Consider the following 24,951-nt stretch of genomic DNA (forward strand, 5'->3'; position numbering starts at 1 on the left):
CTTTTCCTTATTTGTAATATAAATTTGAATCGGGAATTTTCCCACCTATTGATTTTGCTTCACTTTTTTCTAAAATATTAAAGAAAAACTCCAAATCCTCTTTTGCTTCAATTGCTTTTATACTTTCAAAAGAAACATGTTCAATTGAATCAGCAAGTCCTAACTCTTCCAACATTGGAAGAGTTTTTACAACTAAAGCAGCCGCTTCTTTAGGGTTTTGTTTATACCAGTTAAGTGATTTTTCGTATTCTGCTAAAAATCTATTTATTAGTTTTTCTTTTCCTTTTGTATCTCCTAAATAAGCAATTCCTGCTTGTGGTATTTTTGCTTTAGTTTGAAATAATTCTCCCCACTCTTTTTGTAAATCTACACTTCTGTATAAATCAGGTGCAACTACACTTATTGGAAAAGATTTTGTTTTTCGTAAAGCAATTGAAATGGCAGGTTCTGCTAAAAGTGCATGGTCAACTCTTCTTAAAATTAGCATTTGCATAGCATCAACTGGACTTGCAACATATTGGATTTTGAAATCTTTTTTAGGGTCAAGTCCACTTTTTTTAGCAAGTTCTTGAAAAACAATATCAGGCATATCAGCTCTAAATGGAACAGCGATTTCTTTATCTTTAAAATCTTTTAGTGTTTTTAGATTTGGATCACGGCTTATCATTCCTAAAATTCCCCAAACAGAAACATTTAGAAGTTTTATATCAACTTCTTTGTTATATAAAGTTGCTGCAACATTTGTAGGAAGTGCAATAAAATCCACATCGCCTTTTAGTATTAAAGCTCTTAGTTCATCTGGGTTTTTCCATAATATAAACTCAACTTTTTTGCCTAAATCTTTTAATGCATCGGTTTGTATCATATGCATAATAGGATGAGAAACTGTTGCAAATGGACCTGCAACTACTATTTTATTTTCATCTTTTGCAAAAAGTGAGAATAAAAAAACAAAACAAATTAAAAATATTTTTTTCAAAATAAAACTCCTTTTTAAATTAACCTTTTATTCCATCAGCTCGAGAGCTTAGTAAAAATGGGTAAAAAATTTTCATGTAAATAATAAATGGAATACTCCAAAGAATTGAAGAAATTATGTAAGCTGGTATTGTATACTCTTCATAAAATGGAATAAAACTTCTAATAAATGTTGAGATAATTATTAGAAAAACTCCAAGATGAAGCCAATTATTTGTAAATATTTTTCTTCCTGTATGAATTGTTGAAATAATTATCATAACTATAAAAAATACTAAACCAAAAGTTCCCGTTGTTAAAAAATGTCTAAAATGATTTAAAGCATTTATTTTTTCATTTAAATAATCAAAACCTAAAAAACCATAACCAAGCGCTGTCATAACCACAATACTCATTAAATAAATGATAAAAGGTTTAAGTAAAATATTGTTATCTTTTAAAACAAAATCATTTAATATTCCTAAAATTGAAGCCATACAAGCAAGTGCTAAATAGGCTAAAATAGAGTTGTTTGGATATAAAAACTCAACTGCTGTGTAAAAAAGTACACAAAAAATAGCAAGGTTGTATCTAGGTGGTCTTGAATAAAATGTTTCATCAATATTTTCTTGTTCCAATAATTCGTTAATAGCTTCCATATTTATTCTTCTCAGAGCTAATAAAATCAAAACTATAAACGCCCCAAGTGATAAAATCAAAATAGAATGAGCATCAATAGTTATGATATTTGCAACACTTAAAAAAAACATTGTTTGTATAATTAAAATTGCAACTAAAGTAAAAGCAAGAGAAATATGTCTTTTGTTTACATCTGCAAAAACTGGTTTTATAACTAATGCAATAATCCATATAGTTAAAGAAATATTTAAAATAGCTACAAGGTAAACGCCTAAAAAATCCATAAACCAAAAACTAACTCTTGAAGCAGACCATAAACCTACAATATAAACCAATCTTGTTCCAATTATTGGAACACTTTCTGGAAACATTTCAGGAACACCTGTTAGGAAAAAAGCAATAATTCCTGCAATTCCTAGACCAAAAATCATTTCATACATATGCCAATTTAAAAGATTTGAAATAAAACTCAAATTTATATAACCACTAAAAGCTAATGACCATAAAATAATAGAAATCACAATATATGGAGCTAAAAGCAATAAAATTGGTCTAAATCCATAAGCTAAATATACAGGAAAATCCCCTTTGGGATAATATGCATAATGTTTTGATGCGTATTGTTTTTCATTTTCCATTATTTAAATCCTAATTCAAAAGTATTAATAATATATTCATCACTTAAAAGTTTTGCAGTTTGTTCATATACAAAAGAATCATCTCTTTTTTCTCTTGGTGTATCAATTTTAAAACTTTTTACAATATGACCCACAGGTTCAGCTTTTAATACAAGTATTTCATCACTTAATTTTATAGCTTCCATTAAATCGTGGGTTATGAATAAAATACTTAATTTATTTGTATTTATTTCTTCAATCAAAAGAGATTGAAGTTCTTTTTTAAGCCCAATATCAAGAGCTGAAAAAGGTTCATCCAAAAATAATACAGAGGGATTTAAAACCAAAGCTCTTGCAAATGAAACCCTTTGTTTCATTCCTCCACTTAAATCTTTTGGGAACTTTTCAAAATCATCTATTTGTAATCCAAATTTTAAAGCAATATTTTTTGCTAAGTCATTTGCATTTTCTTTTTTTATATTTTTTGCTCTTAAACCTAAAGCAATATTATCAATTACATTTTTCCAAGGAAGAAGTCTTGCTTCTTGAAAAGCAAATGATGAACTATTAAAACTATTTCTTATTTTTCCATCTTCAAGTGTTAATAATTTTGCACAAAGATGAAGTAAAGTAGTTTTTCCACCACCACTTGGACCTACAATAGATACCACTTCACCTTTATTTAGTTTGAAATTTATGTTTTTTAAAATCTCTTTAAACCCAAATGAAAAGCTAAGATTTTCAACTTTTAGTTCTTCTATTTTCTCCATGCCTCAACCTCTCTTTTTATAGGTTCAAGAATTAAATACTCAATTAAAAGTAAACTTCCAACCATTATTAATACAAGTGCTAGTGCAGTTGTTGTATCTAATTGACTTCTTGCAATGGCTAAGGCGGCGCCAATTCCATCATTTGCAGAAAGAAGTTCCGCCATTACAACTATTTTCCATGACATTCCTAAGGCACTAATCCATGCTGGAAAAACATAAGAAAAAATATGAGGAAAATATAAATCAAACATTTTCATTTTAAATGGAAGATGAAAACTATCAGCCATTTGTTTTAAATCTCCCTCTAAAGTCCTTGTTCCTTGTAATGCTCCTACAAAAATAATAGGAAAAGATGCAACAACAACTGTGAAAATTACTGTCATATCGCTCATTCCAAACCAAATCATTGCTAATACAATCCATGCAATTGGAGGCATCCCAACTAAAATAGTTACAATTGGTCTACTCATCATAGAAGCTGTTACAAAAAGCCCTGCTAGTAACCCTAAAGCTGAACCAAAAATAAGTGAAATACAAAAACCAAAAAATGCTCTTTTTATAGTAATAGCCATATCATTTAAAGCACTTGGTTCATTTAACATTGAAAACAGTGTAATCATCGTATCTTTAGGCGATGGTAAAACCAAATTTCCATAAAGTTGATTTCCAAAATCCCATAATGCAAAAAATAGAAAGATTGAAGCAATAGAACCCCAACCACTCCATAAATATGAGGGAAAGTCTTTTATTATTTTAAATAAAAATTTCATTTAATTCCTAAAGTTAATTATATTTTCCGAATTATAATAAGAATGATAACGATTATCATTGACTTATGTCAATTTTATAATATAGGTTTGGACTCAAATATCAATTTTAATAACTATTATCAATTTTATAAAAGATTAAGTTTTACTTTGTTAGCATTCCGTTAATATTTTGTTAACAAAGTACATATTTTATAGGGTATTGAAATTGAAAGAAAACAAAGATAAACATTTAGACTCAAAAGAAATTTTTGAAAAAGAAAAAACTATTGAAATAAAACATGATGGGCAATCTTATTATCTAAAAATTACAAAAGCGAACAAATTAATACTCACTAAGTAACTACAAAATAAAAAACAAACCTAGCCAGCCATAGTAAAGTTCTCCTACAAATAGCCAGCCAATTTTAAAGTTCAGTAATAAATTTACTTTATAGCGCGCTGGTATTAAATAAATAAGTTTATTTAATAATTATAATTATTTCCATGGAGGAAAAAAATTTGAATAAATATATCACAAGTAAAAAACACAAAACAGTTAATTATCTAGGAGCATCAGTTGTAACTGCTGCTGTTTTATTAACAACACCCCTTATACTAAATGCCGAATCTACAGTTTTACCAAGCGTTGAAGTTGAAACAGATAAAACTATAGATTATACTGATACTTATAAAGTAAATAAATCTTCATCAGCAAAAGTTGTACAAGATTTAGTTGATACTCCTCAAACTATTCAAGTAATTACAAAAAAAGTAATGGAAGAGCAAAAAGCTACAACTTTACAAGAAGCTTTAAGAAATACTCCAGGTGTTACTTTGTTATTGGGTGAACAAGGTAATACAAACGACAAAAATAATATTTCTATGAGAGGATTTGATGTTAATAGTAGTATTTATAAAGATGGTATAAAAGATTTAAATGCTGCAACAAAAGATATGTTTAACACAGAAGCTGTTGAGATTACAAAAGGTACAGTTGGAGCTGATAATGGAGCTAGTGTTCCATCTGGATATATAAATCAAGTTACAAAAACAGCAACAAATAAAGACAAAGGTGAAGTTACAGGTTCTTATGGTACAGCAGATAATTCAAGATTAACAGCAGATTTAAATAAAGCATTAAGTGAAACTTCAGGTGTTAGATTAAATGTAATGAAACAAGACGGTGAAGTACCAGGAAGAGATGAAGTTGAACTTGATAGACTTGGTATTGCAGCTTCTGTTGCTTTTGGAATAGGAACAAATACAAGAAGTTCATTTTCTTATGAAAGATATGAACAAGATGATGTTCCAGATGGGGCAATTCCTGTTATTGGATTAAAAGGTTATTATAATAGTAATAGCGCATTAATGGGTGCAAATAAAGTTGATACTTCTAACTTTTATGGAACATCAAATGATTATGAAAAAGTAACAACAGATACTTTTACAGCTAAATTTGAACATGATTTATCAGATAAAACAACAGTAACAAATACAACAAGATATGGAAAATCAAAAATTGATTCACTTTTAACACAAAGTGCAGCGCTTACTTTAACAAATGCTAATCCATCAAATTGGACAGCAACAAGAGTAGCACAAGCAAGATGGCAGGAAAATGAAATCTTAGCAAATGTAACAAATTTTAAAACATCAGCACAAACAGGTTCTGTTATACATAATATAAGTAGTGGATTTGATGTATCTATTGAAAACCAAACAACTAAAATAAGAACTGCAAATGGTATAACAGCAGATGAGAAATTGGTAAATCTTTATAATCCAGTAACAATTGGATATTCTAATTTATCATTAGACCCAACAGGTGCCAGAACATTTGGAGAAACAAAAAACCTTGGTGCTTATGCTTTTGATTCTATTAATCTTGGAGAAAAAGTTATATTAACAGGTGGTGGAAGACTTGATAAATATGAAACAAAAACAGATATTACAGCACTTTCAACAGCTACTTCTAATCCAACTCTTCCAGTTGGAACATTAGTTCCATCAAACTTAGAAGATTCAGGAACTCTAAAAAGCTGGAAAGTGGGAGCTGTGTATAAACCTCTTGATAATGGAAGTATTTATATTTCTTATGCAGATTCACAATTACCACCAAGTGGAGCTAACTTTACTTTAAGTTCAAGTGCAACAAGTGGTGCAAATCCTGAAATGGATCCTCAAGAAGCACAAACTATAGAACTTGGAACAAAATGGGATTTATTAAATAATAGATTATCTTTAACAAGTGCGATTTATAAAACAATTAATCAAAATGAATTAATTAATATAAGTTCAACAAGTATTGCTGAATATGAACAAGTTGGTGAAAGAGAAGTTAAAGGTATAGAATTAGGTCTTGCAGGTCAAATCACAGATGCGTGGTCTGTAACAGCTGGAGTTGCAAAAAGTGAATCAGAAATTACAAAAGGAACAACTGCAACAACTGGTTCAGCACTTGCTTATACTCCAAAGTGGACAGCAACACTTTGGTCTTCTTATAACTTTACAAAAGACTTAACAGCAGGAATGGGAGCTAGATATTCAGGGAAAATGTATGCAGGATATGCATCTGCTGCTAATCAAAATGGTACAGTTGCTCCTGCTGATGGAAGACTTACAGAAGTTGAAGCTTATGTGGTTTATGATGCAATGGCTTCATATAAAATTAGTAAAAACTTATCTACACAAATCAATATTTATAACTTAGCAGATAAAGAGTATGTTGCAAATGTTAATAAAAATGGAAATAGATATACACCAGGTGCTGCAAGAAGTGGTTTAATTTCTTTAGCATATAAATTTTAATTAGTTCAATCCCTTTTGGGATTGAACTATTATTTTGTAAATAAAATTACAAATAATTTTATTTACAAAATAATAAAAAGGAAAAATCTATGATATTACATATTCCAAATGTACTAAGTCAAAACCAAGTAAAAGAGTGCAGAGAGTTGTTAGATAAAGCTTCATGGATTGATGGAAAATTAACAGCTGGAAGTCAAGCCGTTAATGTAAAAAGTAATCTTCAATTAGCAGAAGATAGCCAATTGTTAGCATATTTAAGACAGATGATAACTCAAGCTTTAAAAACAAATCCTTTATTTGTAAGTGCTGCCTTACCAAATCACATAATTTCTCCTTTTGTAAATAAATATGAAAATAGTGGTGCTTATGGAAATCATGTTGATAACTCAATTTTATATGATGCAACGGTTGCAAAACACTATAGAACTGATGTTTCATGCTCTTTATTTTTCACAGACCCTGATGAATATGAGGGTGGAGAAATGGTAATAGAAGATACTTTTGGAACACATGAAGTAAAACTTCCAGCTGGAGATATGATACTTTATCCCTCAACTTCTTTACACAGAGTTGAACCCGTTACTAAAGGTGTTCGAATGGTTAGTTTTATGTGGACTCAAAGTATGATTAGAAGTGCTTGGAAAAGAACTATTTTATTTGAACTTGATAATACAATTCAAAGTTTAAGAGCCAAATATGGAGAAACACAAGAGGCTGTAAACCTATCAATTCATTATCATAAATTAATTCAAGAGTGGGCTGAACTTTAATGATAAAAGAAAAGTTAGACTTTATTCCAAATGATTTAGTATCACTTAAAGATTATGAAAGATATGCAAAAGAGCGAATGGATTTAAACTCTTTGGCTTATGTTTGTAGTGGAGCAGGAGATGAAATAACTTTTAGAAGAAATGAAGAAGCTTTTTCTAATATTTTTTTAGAAACAAACACTTTAGAAGATTTAGGTGGAGCAAATACAAAAATAGAGTTATTTGGAGAAACTTATTCTTCACCAATATTTTTAGCACCAGTTGCTTATCAAAAGTTAGTGGATTTTGATGGAGAAATAGCAACCGCTCAAGCTGCAAATGCTATGAATACTTGTATGTGTGTTAGTTCCTTTTCAAGTTCTACTTTAGAAGATATTTCAAATACTACAAGTTCACCTCTTTGGTTTCAACTGTACATCCAAGCTGATATGAATACAAATATAAAACTTATAAGAAAAGCTGAGAATCTAGGTTTTAAAGCCTTAGTTATTACAATAGATGCGCCAATTTCAGGTCTTAGAAACACAGAACAAAGAGCAGGATTTTATTTACCAAATGAAATTTGTGCAATTAATATTGAAAATATAAATCCAATGCAAACAACAAATAATTTTGAAAATATATTAGATATTGCAAAAATATTACCAACATGGAAAGATATAGAATTTATCAAAAATAATACTAATTTATCAGTAATTTTAAAAGGAATAACTAGCGTTTCTTATGCAAAAAAAGCAGTAGAGTTAGGAATTGATGCAATTGTAGTATCCAATCACGCAGGACGAACATTGGACACACTTCCTGCTAGTATAGAAATTTTGCCAAAAATAGCAAATGAAATAAAAGGAAAAATTCCAATACTTTTTGATGGTGGAATAAAAAGAGGAACAGATGTTATAAAAGCAATTGCATTGGGTGCAAGTGCTGTTATGATTGGACGACCAATAATGTATGGTTTAGCAACAGCTGGTGCTTTAGGTGTTGCTCATACTTTAAAAATTTTAAAAGAAGAACTTGAAGTTTCTATGATTTTTACAGGTTGTAAAAATATAGAAGAGCTTAAAAAATTAGAGCTCACTTTTAATAACAATTATCAATTACATTAAAAAATTGTTAAAACTAATTTGTTAATATTTCATAGAAAATAAAAAAGGAGCAAGAATTTGCATAAAACAATATGGTTTAAAATACATATGATTTTAGGATTAACAGCAGGTTTCGTATTACTTGTTGTTGGAGTTACTGGAGCAATTTTATCTTTTGAAAAAGAGATAACAAAATTTATAAATAAAGATAGTTATGAGGTTTTTGTACCAAATGAAGCAAAACTTTCTACAAAAGAATTATTAGAAAAACTTCAAGAAAAACTACCAGAAGCTAAGATAAATAGTCTTTCTTTTTCAAGTGATGTAAACTCATCAGTTATAATAAATGTAGCAGGAAAAGGTGAGGGTAAAGAAGCAAAAAGGGGAAAGAGTTATTATATAAATCCATATACAGCTGAAATTTTGCCAGAAATCAAAGGAAAAGCATTTTTCTCTTTGATCTTAGATTTACATAGAAGATTAATGTTAGGTGAAGTTGGAAAACAAGTTGTAGCAATTAGTACAATTTCTTTAATTATTCTTTCTTTAAGTGGACTTTATATTTATTGGGGAAGAGTTAGAAGAGCATTTTTTAGAAGTTTAACTTTTAGTTTTAACCATCATGGAAGAGCATTTTTATCAACAATGCATAGTTCTATTGGGATGTGGGTTCTTCCATTTTATTTATTAGCTTCATTAACTGGACTTTATTGGTCTTATGAGTGGTATAACGCCACTTTATATAAAATAGCAGGAGTTGAAAAACCTCAAAGAAATATGCCTCTTCAAATGCAAAAAGGTTCAACTGAACCAAACTTTGATGATTATCAAAAGGCAGTTGAATTGTTTAATGTTTTAATTCAAAAAGAATATTCTGACGCAAATATAAGATTCCCTCAAAAAGGAAGCGTTTATAGTTTCAGTTATTTAGATGTAGATTCAGCACATTATAGAGCAAGAAATACTTTAGAATTGGACATAAATTCAAATCAAATAGTAAAACACGAAAGATATGAAGATAAACCATTAAATGAACAATTAATGAAAAGTATATTGCCTTTACATACCGGTGAATATTTTGGAATAATTGGGCAAATTGGTATGTTTTTAGCCTCGTTTTTTATGTTACTTTTTACAGTTACAGGAGTGATGTTATATTTAAAAAGACATAAAAAGAGGAAAAAACGGGAGATAAAAGAGTAGTTTTAAACTACTTTTTTATCGTAATTCTACATATATCTTTGTTTTGCGCTATCTTTGATTTTTGCAATTTCAACTAAAATAAATCCATCAATACAATCTGCGAAATTATTATCAACATTAAATCCTAAAAATTTAACACCATCCACAAGTCCAATTTCAGTGTATTGTTTGTAAAGAGTAGGAATTGAAACACCAATGCTTGCCAAAGTTGATTTTAAAAATTTGAAATCTTTTTTCTTATCATTTAAGTCAAAAAGTTCTTTTATTTCATTTAGATTATTTGAGTAAGAATAAGGAATTTTTGCTTCAATTAAAGTCTTTTTTTCTCCATAATAGTGATTGTAATAAAATATCATCATATCTTTTGTAACAGTTGGTAATGAGCCACTTATTGAAACAGGTCCAAACATGTATTTGATATTTGGATTATTTTTTATATAAGCTCCAATTCCAAACCATAAATAATCCAAAGCTCTTGTTCCCCAATATTTTGGTTGTACGAAACTGCGTCCTAGTTCAATAGAATCTTTTAAATAAGGAGTAAATTCTTCGTTGAATTTAAACAAAGTATTTGAATAAAAACCTTTTACTCCAATATTTTTAAATATAAAATCAGAATTCCCAACTCTATATGAACCCACAATTTCTAAATCATTTTCATCCCATAAAATAATATGTTGGTAATAAATATCATATTTATCTGTATCTCTTTTTTTATTTACACCTTCACCCACTTTTCTAAATGAAACTTCTCTTAATCTTCCAAGTTCCTTTAAAACAATCGAATCTTCTGTGTAATCATATAAATAGATTTTTTTGCCATCATTAGTTTGACCAATTAGTTTTGATTTTTTTAATTCATTCAATAAATCAATTCTACTAACAGGATGTGCAATAGCACTTTGAGTTTCAAAAAAAGACTTTTTTCCTTTTTTTAAACTATAAAGATGTTTTTTGTAAAGATTTAATAAAAACTTTTTATCTATTCCTTTTGGCGTTATATTTTCATTTGGAATAATTTGCCCAATTTTAATAGCAATTCTTTTTGATTTTTTATTAAACATTTCATTGGATAATAAAAGTGTTGAAAAAGTTTTATTTATAATTGAAATTGTATAAAAAGTTTTTGAATTTTTCGCATCTAAGAATATTGGTAAAATTGGTGCATTAGAGTTTTGTGCAAAGTTTAAAAAACCTTTATTCCAATTTGGGTCTTTTATTCCTTTTGTTGTAGCACGACTTACTTCACCTGCTGGAAAAATAATGAGAGCTTCTTCATTATTTAAAGCTTCATAGATTTTTTTTATATCACTTGTTGATTGTTTTAATTTGTAGTTATTAATTGTAATAAATAAAGAATTTAAAGCTTCAAAACCTTCTAAAAAGTCGTTTGCGATGATTCTTACATCTTTTCTTACTTGTCCTATAAGTCTTAACAAACATAAAGCATCAAGTCCACCTAAAGGATGATTTGCAATAATTACCACTTTTCCACTTGAGGGAATATTTTGCAAATCATTACTTGAAACCGTATAATCAAAATCAAAATAATCTAATACAGCATCGACAAATTCAAATCCTTTTAAGTGAGAATTTTGTGATAAAAATTCGTTTATTGAGTCTTCGTGTACTATTTTTTTTGCGATTTTAAAGAGAGATTTTTTTAGAAAATTTTCTTTTTTTTCTATATTTGGAAATTTTCTCTCAATTTCTTTTTGAATATTTATCATTTCATACTCCTAATTTATCGTAATTCTAATTTCTTTTGATTACAAAAAGGTGACAAGACCAGTTTATGAAGTGCTTTATAAACTTATGATAAAATCTTTCTTAATTTAAACAAGGAAAATTTTTATGAATAAATCAAATATTACAAATCTAATCACAGTTTTAGTTATGGTTTTTGGATATTTAAGTGGAAATAATTTAATTTATATGGTTGGTTTATTTGCTTTTAGTGGAGCGATTACAAACAGTTTAGCTATTCATATGTTGTTTGAAAAAGTTCCTTTTTTATATGGAAGTGGTGTGATTGAAAGTAAATTTTCACAGTTCAAAATTTCAATTCATAATCTACTTATGAATCAATTTTTCACAAAAGAACACTTAACAAAGTTTTTCCAAGATGAAATGAATAGTGCAAAAAAAACAATAGATTTTGAAAAAATCCTAAACAAAACAGATTTTTCTCCAGCTTATGAATCTCTAAAAGAATCAGTAATGCAATCATCTTTTGGTGGAATGCTAGGAATGTTTGGTGGAGAAGCAGCACTTGAACCTTTAAGAGAACCCTTCACAAAAAAACTACAAGTGTCAATAATCTCAATTTCACAAACAGATGCTTTTCAAGAAGTAATAAATGAAGCCCTTAAATCAGAAGATTTAACAGCAGATGTATACGAAAAACTAAGCCGTATCGTAAATACAAGATTAGAAGAACTAACACCTAAAATGGTAAAAGAAATAGTTCAAGAAATGATAAAAGAACATTTAGGATGGTTAGTTATTTGGGGAGCAGTTTTTGGTGGACTGATTGGATTGGTTAGTGCATTAATAGTATAGTTCTTAAATAAAAGAACTATCTACTTTACCTCAAAAATCCAATTGGCACTGCATACATATTTTTATCAATTTCTAAAAATGTATTTCCCATATATAAAACTATCCCTTTATCAAACTCTTTATTTATCTCTTCTTTTAATTTATATATATGTTTAAAATCATCTTTTTTTACTGTTTTAGATGCTTTTATTTCAAGTGCTATGATTTTATTTGAATACTCTAAAATAAAATCAATCTCTCTTTTATCCGTTGTTCTGTAATAATATAAATTAGTTCTATTTTGAGCATAAGAATTAGCTTTTAGTAATTCACTAAAAATAAATGTTTCAAATATTTCACCTTTTAGTGGTGATTTATTAAATTCATCTTCTGTTTTAATTTGTAATAAATGACATAATACTCCAGTATCTATAGAAAATATCTTTGGAGTTTTTACCAATCTTTTTAACTGATTATTAAAATATGGCTGTAATTTTTGAATTTGGTAAGTATGTTCTAAAACACTAAAGTAACTATCAAATGTTTTACTATCAAGTCCAACTTGTATTTGAATATCATTTTTATTAAATATACTCCCACTTCTAAACATACAATGTTTATACATATTTATAAACTTATCCATATTTCTAATATTTGCAAGCTCTTTAGCATCTGATTCTATATATGTTCTTATATATGAGCTAAACCAAAGATATTTACCTTTTTGGCTATCAATTTTACTTATTTCAGGATAACCCCCATCGATAATATCTTTTTCAATACTTATATCTTCATATTTTGTTAAAAGATATTTATTTAAATCTTTTGAAAAAATATCAATAATATTATCATTACTTTGGTTTTTTTCTTTTAATGAAAAAGGATAAAGTTCTACTATACCTATTCTTCCAGCAAGGGAATCTGATATTTCTTTAAAGCCTTGAAGTGATGCAGAACCAGTTAAAATGAACTCTCCATTAATTCTGTCTTTATCAACATACTCTTTTATAGATATAAGAAGTTGGGGTAATCTTTGTATTTCATCAATGACAACTGGCTTAGATAATGATTCAATAAATCCTTTAGGATTATTTTTAGCCATTTCGTACATATTTATATCATCTAAAGTTATATAATTTTCGATGTTTAAGTGTAATGCTAAAGTAGATTTTCCAACTTGTCTAGCCCCACTAATAAGTAAAACTGGAAAAAACTTTTGATATTCTTTTATATCTTCTAAAATTAATCTTTGAATATACATTCTTATTCCTTTAAATTTATGGATTATAATACTATAATTTTTATACTTTTAAACTTGTATTTTAGAATAAATATGAATTAAAGCCCATTGTTTTAGTTTTTTATTATATTTTGTAATAAAAAAGTAGAAAATCTGAAAAATTAAATAGATGTTAAAAGCTTTAGATACTCAATATACAAGGAACATTGACTAGCATTTACAGATATAGAAAAATATATGTATGTTGTGGTTGTGGACTGATTGGATTGCTTAGTGCGTTGGTTTCGTAGAAAAAGGGACTTTTAGTTTTCTTTCTTTTTTTTATAACATAAACTGAATAGCATCTTTTGCAGTCCCAGTACATAGTCCTCCATCAAAATTGTTTTCATAAAGATATTCATCATCTTCATCTTTTTCATTAGAAGAATAAATATTAATCATATATCCACCCTCAGTGCTTTCAAATATTTCATAAAATGAATTATTATATTCAAACTCTACTCTACTAACTTCTTTAAGTTTAGATGCTAATTGCAAAATCATTTCTTTTTTCATAAAAAACCTTTTTATAACTATTTTTCTATTGTTAATAATCTAAATATATAAAATTTTATTTTGAACTTATACAGTATATTCTCATAATAAAAATTAAAATAAACAATTTATAATTCGTTATTTTTGATTGATTTTGTAAACCCCAAGTTAAAGTTTTTTTAACTACAATATACTATTTCATGACAAAGGGTTTTATTATAATGTTTCAATTTGGTATCTATGAACAACTAATTAATAGTTTAATTTCAAATAAATTAAACCAACTAGACACTAATAAATTTTATTTAAAAACAACTCAGCTAGATAAAAATGAAGCATCAACAGTTCTGACACAATATTTATCAAAAATATTAAATTTAGGATTAAATTTAATTAGTGGTGAAAATAGTATTGAAAAACAGATAAATCTTATTAATAAAATAATACTTTTATTAAAAGATGAAATTGAAAAACAAGATTTTGAACAAAATTTATTAGATACAAATACTTCAATTTTAAAAGCGGTGTTACCGAAAATAGATTCAAAAATAAATAATTTTGATAATTTTATAAAAGAAATTACACCATATACAGGACTAACTCAAAGTGAACTTTTTACAGGTAGTAACGCTAGTATATCATTAGAAAGTGAAATAAAAAAAGAAATTCTTTCAAGTGATAAGATATATTTTTTAGTTTCTTTTATAAAATGGTCTGGAATAAGAATTTTTGAAAAAGAGTTAAGAGAGTTTACAAATTCAGGAAAACAATTAAAAGTTATTACTACTTCATATATGGGAGCAACAGATTTAAAAGCAGTTGAATTTCTTTCAAGTTTATCCAATACACAAATTAAAGTTTCATATAATACAGCTAATGAAAGATTACATGCAAAGTCTTATCTGTTCTTTAGAGACACAGGTTTTCATACTGGATACATTGGTTCTTCAAATATTTCAAAAAGTGCACTTACAAGTGGGTTAGAATGGAATTTAAAAGTTACTTCTACTGAAATATCTCATATTATTAAAAAGTTTGAAAAAACATTTGAAACATATTGGGAAGATAAAGAGTTTGAACTCTTTACAAAAGCAGATACCCTAAAACTTCAAAATGCATTGAAAAATGATTCAATTATTGATAAAAATAGTGCAGTTACATATTTTGAAATAAAACCATTTCATTATCAAGAAGAAATTTTAGAAGAGTTACAAGTCCAAAGAAAAATTCATAATAGATATAAAAATTTAGTAGTTGCAGCCACAGGTACTGGTAAAACTGTAATTAGTGCATTTGATTACAAAAGATTTAAAAATCAAAATAGTAGTGCAAAACTTCTTTTTATTGCGCATAGAAAAGAGATTCTAATTCAAGCAAGAGCTACTTTTCAAGGAATACTGCGAGATAATAATTTTGGTGAATTTTGGGTTGATGGTATGACTCCACTTTCAAATGAATATGTTTTTGCTTCTGTACAAACTTTACAGAACAATATAAATGAGATAAATCTGAGTAAAAATTATTATGATTTTATAATCATAGATGAAGTTCATCATATCGCTGCAAAAAGTTATAGACCAATTTTGGAAAAGTTTGAACCTAAAATACTATTGGGACTTACTGCTACACCTGAAAGAATGGATAATGAAAATATTTTAGATGATTTTTGTGGAGTTATTTCCTCAGAAATAAGACTTCCTGAAGCATTAAATCGAAAATTACTTTGTCCTTTTCAATATTTTGGAATAAGTGATAATGTAGATTTAAAAAATATTAAATGGCAAAGTGGTAAATATCATGCAAGTGAATTAACAGACGCTTTCACAACACAAAATAGAGTCCAAGATATAATCCAAAAATGTGAAGAGTACTTAATTAATATAGATGATGTTATTGCCTTAGGTTTTTGTGTAACTCAAGAACATGCAAAATATATGAGTGAAAAATTTAATGAAGCTGGATTAAAAGCTGATTATTTAATAAGTGGTAGTAATAATCGAGATAATGTAAAATCAAGATTATCAAAAAAAGAGATTAATTATCTTTTTGTAGTTGATATCTTTAATGAAGGTGTGGATATCCCTGAAATTGATACAATTTTATTTTTGCGACCAACAGAGAGTTTAACAGTATTTTTACAACAATTGGGAAGAGGTCTTAGATTCTCTGACAACAAAGAGTGTTTAACTGTACTTGATTTTGTTGGAAATGCAAGGGATGAGTATGATTTTGAGGGTAAATTCAGAAGTTTAATTGGAAAAACTACAAACTCAGTAAAAGATGAAATAGAGAATGAATTTCCTCATTTGCCATTAGGTTGCTCAATTGTATTAGAAAAGAAAGCAAAAGAACATATTTTAAATAATATAAAAAAAGCTACATCTTTTGGACGAAAAAAATTAATATCTAAAATTCGTGATTTTAAAAACCATACTACTTTACCATTAACAATAGATAATTTTATGAAAATAAATCATATATCATTAGAAAATTTATATAAAAATGATAGTTTTACAAAACTTTGTTATGAAGCTGGTGAGATAAAAGATTATGATGAAATTAATGAAATAGAATTACTAAGAACAATATCAAAAAAATGGCTTTTATCAAAATCAATAACTTATTTTGAATTTATTTTAAAGATTATTGAAAATAAATTTGATTTAAATTTTATAAAAACGCAAACAGAAAGATTAATGCTTACGATGTTGTATTATGACTTTTGGCAAGAACCTAAGAAATTTGAAACATTAGAAGATGGAATAAAATATATAGGACAAAATAGATTATTAGTTGATGAAATGAAACAGATTGTAAAATTATTAATAGATAAAATAAATTATTTAGAAGATGATTTAGATTTACCTTATAATTGTCCTATAAAAGTTCATTCAAGATATACAAGAGAACAAATACTATCAGCTTTTGAACAAAATACTATAAATAAAAAATCAAGTAGCAGAGAAGGTGTTTTAAATATAAAAGAAAAGAACACAGAGTTATTATTTGTTACATTAGAAAAAACAGAAGATAAATATTCACCAACAACTATGTATGATGATTATGCAATAAGTGAAAAATTATTTCATTGGCAATCTCAGAATTCAACAAAACCAGATTCTTCAAAAGGTCAAAGTTATATTTATCATCAAAAAAATGATAAAAATATAATACTATTTGTAAGAGAATCAAATCATACTAATGATAAAAAAACTATGACATATATTTGTTTAGGAAAATGTTTTTATAAAAATCATTATGGTTCCCAACCAATGAGTATAACTTGGGAACTTGAAAAAGAGATACCAGCATTTTTATGGAAGAATATTGCAAAAATGGCAGTTGGTTAATAAAAATTAAAAAATAAGCAATTTCTCTATTATAATTTAAAAAGAAAATAATATAACCAAACTTAAGAATAGTGAGAATAATGAGAATTCTCATCTTTTTTGAATTCTAATACACTTTTTAAAGAATCAATCTCCTCTTTTAAAGTGCTAACTTCTTCTTTTAAAAGAGCATTTTCTTTCTCTATTTTTTCTATTAAATTCTCGAATTTTGCTATTTCTTCGTGAATGATTTCATTTCTTCTTTTTAAAATTAAAGCTTCATTTTTATGTTTTTGCGCTTCTTCCATCGCAAGTTTGCTTAATAATTCATAGTTCATTTTAAATCCTTTGAAACAAAATCGATAATATATATCATATTATAAAAAATAGTATTTGAATATTATTTTACTTTAAAATCTTTGATTTGTGGAATTTTATTACAATAAATAACAGAATTTTTGCATATTATGTAGAAAATAGGAGTTAAAAAAGAAATAGTAAAGTACCTCCAACAACTATCGCGCCAATACTTGCCCAAATAGGAATACCAATTGTATGTTTTCCATTAAATTGCTAGTTTTATATTGTTTTTAAATAGATAGTATAAAAATTTATATTACAATCAATTACAAAACTATTATATGTTAGAATAAGCCAAAATTTTTTTGGGGTTATTATGGATGGGATTGAAGTAGTTGTTTTATTAGATGTTGGTGGATTGCAAGACAAAGAAAAGTTTGAAAAACATGTGAAAAAAGAGGGTTTTAAGACTGTTGAGGGAGAAGATTTTGTATATACGGCAACTTCGTCAACTACGACTTTTTCTACAAAAGCATATATTTTAGAAGTCTTTAAAAAAGGGCTTCAAAAAAATGTTTTTAATGATGCAAATTTGATTTTTTTATTAAATGAAACGCCATATCCAACATATTATTTTGACAAAAATACAAATGATTTTGAGTTAGCACAAGTAGAAAAATAGTGAAAAATATTTATGAATTTTTAAAAAATCTAAAAGATGAAAAAAGAACAAAAGAGTGTCAACTTCTAATCGTAAATGATGAAAAACAAGCACAAATAGCTTCTGATATAGTTGCATATTTGGGTTTGAAACCTTTTGTTTTATCTGATTTTAGGGCAAATTTTGGGGATGATTTATTGTCATTTTCAAATGAACTTCAAGATATTACAAAAACTTTGAGTTCTTATTACTCTTACAAAAAACTAGACAAAATCCTAATCTCACCAATACGAACGATTTCTTACGCCCTTCCAAAAGAGAAGTGTTTTGATAGTTTTACAATAAATTTTGCAGATACAATCAAAATTGATGAGTTAAAATCAAAACTTTACAATTGGGGATATTATTTTGTTGATATTGTAACAAGTGAGGGAGAAGTCTCTATTCGTGGAGATATTATCGATATTTGTCCACTTGGAAGCGACTTTGGTTTTAGGGTTTCTTTATTTGATGATGAAGTTGAAAGCATTAGGAAATTTGATATTGAAGACCAAAAATCAACAAAAGATGAAATAGAATTTTTTACAATAAACCCAGCTTTTTTAGCTCTTGATGAAAATTCTTTGAGTGAAATAAACGAAAAAATAGAAAATATTTCAAGTGATGCTTTTATCAAAGATATTCACTCTTTAGGTTTTTGGTATTTAGATGAATTGGGCGAATATTTACCTCAAAATCTCAGCTCATTTATCACTCAAGATGCTTTAGAAGAGCTGGATGAAGTTTATGTTTTTGAAGAAAAAAGAATAAATAAAGATAAGTTTTTATTAACACCTCAAATCTACTCTAGTAAAAATTATCAAGAAATCGCCCCTGCAAATGTAAAAGAGTTTATCTCTTTTCACAAAGAGAAAAAAATTACAATTATTTCAGGAACTGAGGCTAAAGTAAAAGGTTATGATTTAGATTTAAATGATAAAAAAATCAAATATGTTTTTGAAAACTATATTTTAAATCTAGTAAGTAACGACGAAGTAATCATTTCACTTAACAAAGAGATAAAAAAACGAAGAAAGAAAAAAGTAAAACTTGTTCTTGATGAACTTCAATTAAATGATTATGTAGTTCACGAAAAACACGGAATTGGTCAATACAAAGGAATAGAGCCTGTTACAGTTATGGGTGCAAAAAGAGACTTTGTAATTGTGATGTATGCAGGTGATGACAAGCTTTTAATTCCAGTTGAAAACATAGATTTAATTGATAGATATGTGGCCGATGGAAGTTCTTATGCCGTTGTTGATAAGTTAGGAAAAGGAAGTTTTGCTAAACTAAAAGAAAAAGTAAAAGATAGACTTTTTGCCATTGCAAATGATATTATCAAAATGGCAGCAGCAAGAGAACTTGTAAATGGTATCAAAATCAACACAGATAAAAAAATCCTTGAAGATTTCCAAAAAAGTGCAGGATTTGATTATACCAAAGATCAAAAACGAAGTATTAAAGAGATATTTGCTGATTTAAGTTCTGGTCGAGTTATGGATAGACTTCTTTCAGGTGATGTTGGATTTGGTAAAACAGAAGTTGCAATGAATGCCATGTTAGCTGTAATTTTAGACGGTTTTCAAGCAATATTTGTGTGTCCAACTACACTTTTAGCAACACAACATTATCACAGTATGCAAAAAAGATTCTCTGAGTTTGGAATAAGTATTGCCAAACTTGATGGAAAAACATCTGCTAAAGAAAAAGCTCATATCAAAAAAGGTTTAGCAAGTGGAGAGATAAAATTAGTAATTGGAACACACTCTTTACTTGAAATACAAACAGATAATTTAGCTTTAGTAATCATCGATGAAGAGCATAAATTTGGGGTTAAACAAAAAGAGAAACTAAAACATTTAAGAGAAGATGTGCATATTTTCTCAATGAGTGCAACACCAATTCCTCGAACTCTAAACCTAGCTTTATCAAAACTAAAAGGAATGAGTTCACTTCTAACTCCACCAACGGAGAGATTGGGAGTGCGAACTTATGTAAAAGAGTTTAGTGAAAAACTAATCAAAGAGATAATTTTAAGGGAAAAAAGAAGAGGTGGACAACTTTTTTATGTGCATAATAACATCGCTTCAATCGAAGTTAAAAAGAAAGATATTGAAGCAATAGTTCCAAATATCAAAATCCAAGTTATCCACTCTCAAATCAAACCAGCAGATGCTGAAAAAGTAATTGATGCTTTTGAAAACAAAGAGTTTGATATTTTATTAGCAACTTCAATTGTTGAATCAGGACTTCATCTACCAAATGCAAACTCAATTATCATTGATGGAGCTGATAGATTTGGAATAGCTGATTTACACCAATTAAGAGGAAGAGTTGGACGAAGTAACAAAGAGGGATTCTGTTATTACATAGTTGAAGATAAAAAACAAATCACACCAGATGCCGTAAAAAGACTTGTTGCTTTAGAGTCAAACTCATATTTAGGAAGTGGAACAGCCTTAGCTCACCAAGATTTAGAAATCAGAGGTGGAGGAAACATAATAGGTGAAGACCAAAGTGGACATATCAAACAAATCGGATATGGTTTATACTTAAAAATGTTAGAAGATGCTCTTGCTAGTTTAAGTGAAAATGGAAAAATTGAGAAAAAATCAGTTGATATAAAACTAGCAATTTCAGCATATATCAGCGATGATTATATCCTTGAAGATAGAGTTAGACTCGAACTTTACAGAAGATTAAGTAAGGTAAATGATATTCAAGAAGTTTATGTAATAGAAGAAGAGATGGAAGATAGATTTGGAAAACTTGATATTTATACAAAACAATTTATCGAGTTAATCATCATAAAAATCCTAGCTTTAAATCTAGGAATCCAAAATATCAGCTCTTATGAAATGAATATAACATTTACAAAAGATGATGCTACAAAAGAGAGTATTAAATCACCAAGCAAAGATGATGACGATATTATTGCTACAACTTTGAGGTATTTGAGAAAGTAAGAGTTTAATTAAACTCTAACTCACAAACAACCTGCGCATGATCACTATTAAAAAGTGAGCCATTTTGATTTTTTTGCAGGTGTTTGTCAAAAACTTCATAAGAAGTGATTTGTCCTATATGATTTTGTTTGTTTTTATCAAATAATTTTGAAACAAAAACATAATCCAAAACATTTCCTTTTCCAGCAAAATAACTTGTTGGAGTTCGTTTTATCTCTTTTTGTTCTGGATGTGGATTGTAAATTTTTGGTTTAAAATAATTATAAGCATCAAGTAATAAATAATCATCTTTTTTCAAAGTTTCATCATGATATTTTTTATTTGTAAGTGCTTCAATTGTTACAGAAAACTCTTTATCATTTAAATCACACATTAAAATAGCTGGATTTTGAGTTCTATTAATATCGCTAAAAATAGAACTAGCTTCACAAAGTCTTTGTTTTAAAGATACTGAATAATTTTCTTCTAATGCTTTTTTGATTTTTTCTTTTTTTTCATTTAGAGTTTCATCTTTTGTAAAAACATATTCAAATTCATTGTCTCTATTTGATTTTAAATGACAAACATATACATCTAATTCTTTTTGATTTGACAAGGCTATCGTAGCTTTTATTGGCGCTCTTGCAAATTTGAAAAAACCATTCAAATAGTGTTTTTTCAAAGCTGAAAAATCTATTTCAACTTTTTTTAGATTTTTTATTGGATATTTCGAAGCAAGTGCTACAGTTGTGCTTATATAAACTTTTTCATTTTTTTTATCAATTTTTGCACTATCTATTGTTTTAAAATATTTAAAACCCAATTCATTAAGTAAATCTTTTAAAGCTTTTTTTGAAAAAACTTCTTGAAAACCAATAATATCGCAGTTCATCTCTAAAATCTGATTTTTTATCCAAGTTGTTTTTTCTGCCCATTGTTCAATATTGAATTTTTCTTTTTTTGTATACCACGAAAATGGTGGTTCAACAAATTGAAAAAGGTTAAAAGTTCCTATTCTTATTTTCATGTTATTAAAGTATAAAAATACTATTTCTCCCTAAATTTTTGGCTTCATACAAACAATCATCAGCCTGTTTATATAATTCATCGCTACTTGGAATATCTTTATTCTCTTTTGAAACTATTCCAATAGAAATAGTCAAATATTTAGATATTTTACTTGCTTTATGTTCTATTTGCAAATTTTCTATTTCATTTTTGATTAAATTTGCAAATTCAACAACTTTTATTTTATCTAAAGCAGTAATTATTCCAAACTCTTCACCACCTAATCGAAAGGCAAAATCACTTGCTCTATTTGTTCTTTCTTTTAGGATATTAGCAACTTTTTCTAGTGCTAAATCTCCTTGTTGATGTCCATAAGTATCATTATATTGTTTGAAATAATCTATATCCATAATGAGAAATGAGAAATGATTATTCTCTCTTTTTGCTCTATTAATCTCTTCTATAATTTTAGAATTAAAAAATCTTCTATTATAAAGTTGAGTTAATTCATCTGTAATTGATAAATGCTCTATATATTTTTTATTTGTAATATTTGTTCTAATTGCTGTAAAACCTATAAATTCTTCGTTTTCAAAAATTGGTTTTATAATTGCGTAAACCCAATAATCTACTCCTTTTTTATTTTTATTTCTAATTTCACCTTTCCAAATATTTCCAGAGAGAAGTTTTTCCCACATCTCTTGATAAAATTTATTAGAAGTATCAGGATGTCTTACTATTTTATGACTTTTTCCTATTAATTCCTCTTTTGAATAACCAGAAATTTCACAAAATGCTTCACTTACATCTAAAATTAATCCCTCTTTATTTGTTGAAGAGATGATGACATTTTCATTAATTATATGGATATGATCTTGTAGTTTTTTTTCAGTTTCATTTTTATTCTCAAGTGATATGTTTAAATCATTTGCTAAAGAAATAAACTCTTTATATGTTAAGTTTTTAGTATCAATTTTTTTATTTTCTTTTGAAGCTTTTTCAAAAGATGAAATAAGATAGTTTATATTTATATCAATAAACTGCGATATTTTTCTTGATGTAAGATATAACCCAATACTTATTAAAATAAACATAATTAACATATAAATCAATTGTTGAATAATAGTTTCTTTAAAAATAGCCTCTTTTCTAATCAGCTCATTTTCTACTTCATCTAAATATACTCCACATCCAACAATCCAGTTATATTTCTCATACTTTTTTACAAAAGAAAGTTTGTCAAATTCTTTTATAGTATTTATTTTTTTAAATTTATAAGAAAAAAATCCACCATCAGGATTTTGGGCAGCAACTAATTGTTGATGAAAAAGATTTTTGGATGGATGAGTAGATGGAATTACTATTCTTTTTCCATCAAAAACTAAAATTTCAGAATCAACAGTATTAACAAAAATATAATTATCTCCGCTAAATCTAACAGTAGAAATAAAATCTAATAGTTCATCTTGTGCATGAGCTCTAATATCATCTAAGTATTCGCCCATTCCAATATGCCAATCATAAGGTTCAAATAACTCTACAAATGATATTTTAGAGTATTGCTTAGTATCTTTTGAATCAGGTTTTACAAAAGTGTTTATTAAAAATCCTTCTTTGTTTTCTAAAGCAATTTTAGATTGTGATTGAACCATTAAATTATTATTTTCATCTTTTAAATTCCAAACATCTTTATATGAATCAAGTTCTATTTTTTTATTAAAAATAATAGCTTGACCTTTATTGCTATTTATAAAAAAGTATGTTTTATCTGTTTCATAGTTTATGTTGTTTATAGCTTTTGCTATTAGTAACTTTATTTCATCTTCTGATTTTGTGTTTTTATTTTCATTGTAAATAGCCATTGCTAAATTATTAGCTTGACCAACTCTTTCTTTTAGTTTTTCTTTTTCTGACTTTATTAGCAGTTCTTCTTTTTGCTCAATTAAGTTATAAACACTTAAAACTTCTCTTTTAATTTGGTCTTTTTTTAATTGAGTAAACTCTTCTCTAATATGTATTTTATCATTTTCAAAATTTATATATTGAAAAATAATTGAAATACTAAAAACTAAAAAAGTTGATATAAAAGCTGTTGAAAAGATAACTCTTCGTATAAAATTGGATAATTGCACATTGAATTCTTGTATTATATTTAGAATTGATTATATCCAAAAATATTATTATTTTTCATTAATCTGGCGTTAAGATTCAATTCATAAATTGTTAAAATCTATATGTCATAATTTCATATATCAAAAATAAAAGGATTGAAAATGAGAACAAAAAGTAAAGTAATATCAGGATTAGTTTTAAGTGCAATATTATCAAGTGGTTTATATGCAGCACCAGCTGATATGAATAAAAGAGGTGATGTTAAACAAAGTAATTATAATAATTGTATGATGAATGACAATAGAATGCATGAAATGAATAATCAAAGAGGTGGAAAATTTCATTTATTTAGAGGATTAAATTTAACAGCTGAACAAGAAACAAAAATACAACAAATCATGCAAGATAGCAGAAAAAATATGAAATCAGAAGATGAAGCTTTCACAAAAGATGGATTTGATAAAGCTAAATATATTGAAATCATGAGTGAAAAAAGAGATAATATGTTAAAATCTCAAGCAGAAGTAATCGAAAAATCTTATGCTATTTTAACTGCTAAACAAAAAGAACAGTTCAAAGTTCTTATGGATTTAAAAAAAGAGAAAATGAATCAAAAAATTGAAGAAAAAACAAAAGGGTAA

Annotated in this window: 20 protein-coding genes; 10 read left to right on the forward strand and 10 right to left on the reverse strand. The window is 27.1% G+C overall.

The genetic code is table 11. The features are described from left to right. Positions 1-7: 7 nt before the first annotated feature. From B0174_RS02170 to B0174_RS02185, 4 genes are read right to left on the reverse strand one after another with little or no spacing between them, the layout of a single operon-like run. The gene (locus tag B0174_RS02170; protein ID WP_108558000.1) at positions 8-979 is read right to left on the reverse strand and encodes an ABC transporter substrate-binding protein; all 972 of its coding nucleotides are present in this window, start codon (positions 977-979) and stop codon (positions 8-10) included. Between the two features lie 19 nt (positions 980-998). Continuing rightward, entirely contained in the window at positions 999-2,234 is a 1,236-nt protein-coding gene (locus tag B0174_RS02175; RefSeq protein WP_228156397.1) for an NnrS family protein, read from the reverse strand. Beyond that, positions 2,234-2,983, reverse strand: a complete 750-nt coding sequence (locus B0174_RS02180; RefSeq protein WP_108558002.1) for an ABC transporter ATP-binding protein — start codon at positions 2,981-2,983, stop codon at positions 2,234-2,236. The genes B0174_RS02175 and B0174_RS02180 overlap by 1 nt, the downstream gene beginning before the upstream one ends. Further along, positions 2,971-3,753: an ABC transporter permease gene (locus tag B0174_RS02185; RefSeq protein ID WP_108558003.1), complete on the reverse strand. Its 783-nt coding sequence runs from the start codon at positions 3,751-3,753 to the stop codon at positions 2,971-2,973. The genes B0174_RS02180 and B0174_RS02185 overlap by 13 nt, the downstream gene beginning before the upstream one ends. A 205-nt stretch (positions 3,754-3,958) precedes the next feature. Between B0174_RS02185 and hemP the strand changes: the two genes are divergently transcribed. From hemP to B0174_RS02210, 5 genes are all read left to right on the forward strand, one after another. Next, a complete protein-coding gene (hemP, locus tag B0174_RS02190; RefSeq protein WP_205663484.1) occupies positions 3,959-4,093 on the forward strand; it encodes a hemin uptake protein HemP in 135 nt (44 codons plus the stop codon). A 158-nt stretch (positions 4,094-4,251) separates the two neighbouring features. Continuing rightward, on the forward strand, positions 4,252-6,540 hold the full coding sequence (locus tag B0174_RS02195) for a catecholate siderophore receptor Fiu (RefSeq protein WP_108558005.1): 2,289 nt from the start codon (positions 4,252-4,254) through the stop codon (positions 6,538-6,540). A gap of 89 nt (positions 6,541-6,629) precedes the next feature. Next, complete coding sequence (locus B0174_RS02200) at positions 6,630-7,310, forward strand: Fe2+-dependent dioxygenase (protein ID WP_108558006.1); 681 nt, start codon at positions 6,630-6,632, stop codon at positions 7,308-7,310. Then, positions 7,310-8,416 carry an alpha-hydroxy acid oxidase gene (locus B0174_RS02205; RefSeq protein ID WP_228156398.1) on the forward strand — a complete coding sequence of 369 codons (1,107 nt, stop codon included), beginning with the start codon at positions 7,310-7,312 and terminating at the stop codon, positions 8,414-8,416. Before B0174_RS02200 ends, B0174_RS02205 begins: the two co-directional genes overlap by 1 nt. A 57-nt stretch (positions 8,417-8,473) precedes the next feature. Then, entirely contained in the window at positions 8,474-9,598 is a 1,125-nt protein-coding gene (locus B0174_RS02210; protein ID WP_108558007.1) for a PepSY-associated TM helix domain-containing protein, read from the forward strand. A 26-nt stretch (positions 9,599-9,624) separates the two neighbouring features. Here the strand turns inward: B0174_RS02210 and B0174_RS02215 are convergent, their stop codons facing one another. Further along, positions 9,625-11,328: a lysophospholipid acyltransferase family protein gene (locus tag B0174_RS02215; RefSeq protein ID WP_108558008.1), complete on the reverse strand. Its 1,704-nt coding sequence runs from the start codon at positions 11,326-11,328 to the stop codon at positions 9,625-9,627. A 124-nt stretch (positions 11,329-11,452) separates the two neighbouring features. Here B0174_RS02215 and B0174_RS02220 point away from each other — a divergent pair, with 124 nt between their 5' ends. Next, the gene (locus B0174_RS02220) at positions 11,453-12,160 is read left to right on the forward strand and encodes a DUF445 family protein (protein WP_108558009.1); all 708 of its coding nucleotides are present in this window, start codon (positions 11,453-11,455) and stop codon (positions 12,158-12,160) included. Positions 12,161-12,185: 25 nt separating this feature from the next. On the opposite strand, the gene B0174_RS02225 is transcribed toward B0174_RS02220, so the two are convergent. After that, the gene (locus B0174_RS02225) at positions 12,186-13,400 is read right to left on the reverse strand and encodes an ATP-binding protein (protein ID WP_108558010.1); all 1,215 of its coding nucleotides are present in this window, start codon (positions 13,398-13,400) and stop codon (positions 12,186-12,188) included. A 300-nt stretch (positions 13,401-13,700) separates the two neighbouring features. Then, positions 13,701-13,934 (reverse strand): hypothetical protein, encoded by a 234-nt coding sequence (locus B0174_RS02230; protein WP_108558011.1) that lies wholly within the window; start codon positions 13,932-13,934, stop codon positions 13,701-13,703. A gap of 200 nt (positions 13,935-14,134) precedes the next feature. Between B0174_RS02230 and B0174_RS02235 the strand changes: the two genes are divergently transcribed. Continuing rightward, positions 14,135-17,263: a DEAD/DEAH box helicase gene (locus B0174_RS02235; protein WP_108558012.1), complete on the forward strand. Its 3,129-nt coding sequence runs from the start codon at positions 14,135-14,137 to the stop codon at positions 17,261-17,263. 62 nt (positions 17,264-17,325) lie between these two features. Here the strand turns inward: B0174_RS02235 and B0174_RS02240 are convergent, their stop codons facing one another. Continuing rightward, a complete protein-coding gene (locus B0174_RS02240; protein WP_108558013.1) occupies positions 17,326-17,580 on the reverse strand; it encodes a hypothetical protein in 255 nt (84 codons plus the stop codon). A gap of 338 nt (positions 17,581-17,918) precedes the next feature. On the opposite strand from B0174_RS02240, the gene B0174_RS02245 reads away from it, so the two are divergent. After that, complete coding sequence (locus tag B0174_RS02245) at positions 17,919-18,224, forward strand: hypothetical protein (protein WP_108558014.1); 306 nt, start codon at positions 17,919-17,921, stop codon at positions 18,222-18,224. After that, positions 18,224-21,211 (forward strand): transcription-repair coupling factor, encoded by a 2,988-nt coding sequence (gene mfd / locus B0174_RS02250; RefSeq protein WP_108558015.1) that lies wholly within the window; start codon positions 18,224-18,226, stop codon positions 21,209-21,211. Before B0174_RS02245 ends, mfd begins: the two co-directional genes overlap by 1 nt. A gap of 4 nt (positions 21,212-21,215) precedes the next feature. Here mfd and B0174_RS02255 read toward each other — a convergent pair whose 3' ends face one another. Next, positions 21,216-22,217: an endonuclease/exonuclease/phosphatase family protein gene (locus B0174_RS02255; RefSeq protein ID WP_108558016.1), complete on the reverse strand. Its 1,002-nt coding sequence runs from the start codon at positions 22,215-22,217 to the stop codon at positions 21,216-21,218. 4 nt (positions 22,218-22,221) lie between these two features. Next, positions 22,222-24,330 (reverse strand): cache domain-containing protein, encoded by a 2,109-nt coding sequence (locus B0174_RS02260; RefSeq protein WP_108558017.1) that lies wholly within the window; start codon positions 24,328-24,330, stop codon positions 22,222-22,224. A 141-nt stretch (positions 24,331-24,471) separates the two neighbouring features. Between B0174_RS02260 and B0174_RS02265 the strand changes: the two genes are divergently transcribed. Beyond that, positions 24,472-24,951, forward strand: a complete 480-nt coding sequence (locus B0174_RS02265) for a Spy/CpxP family protein refolding chaperone (protein ID WP_108558018.1) — start codon at positions 24,472-24,474, stop codon at positions 24,949-24,951.

Source organism: Arcobacter caeni (genome assembly GCF_003063245.1).
In the GTDB taxonomy this organism is placed as follows: domain Bacteria; phylum Campylobacterota; class Campylobacteria; order Campylobacterales; family Arcobacteraceae; genus Aliarcobacter; species Aliarcobacter caeni.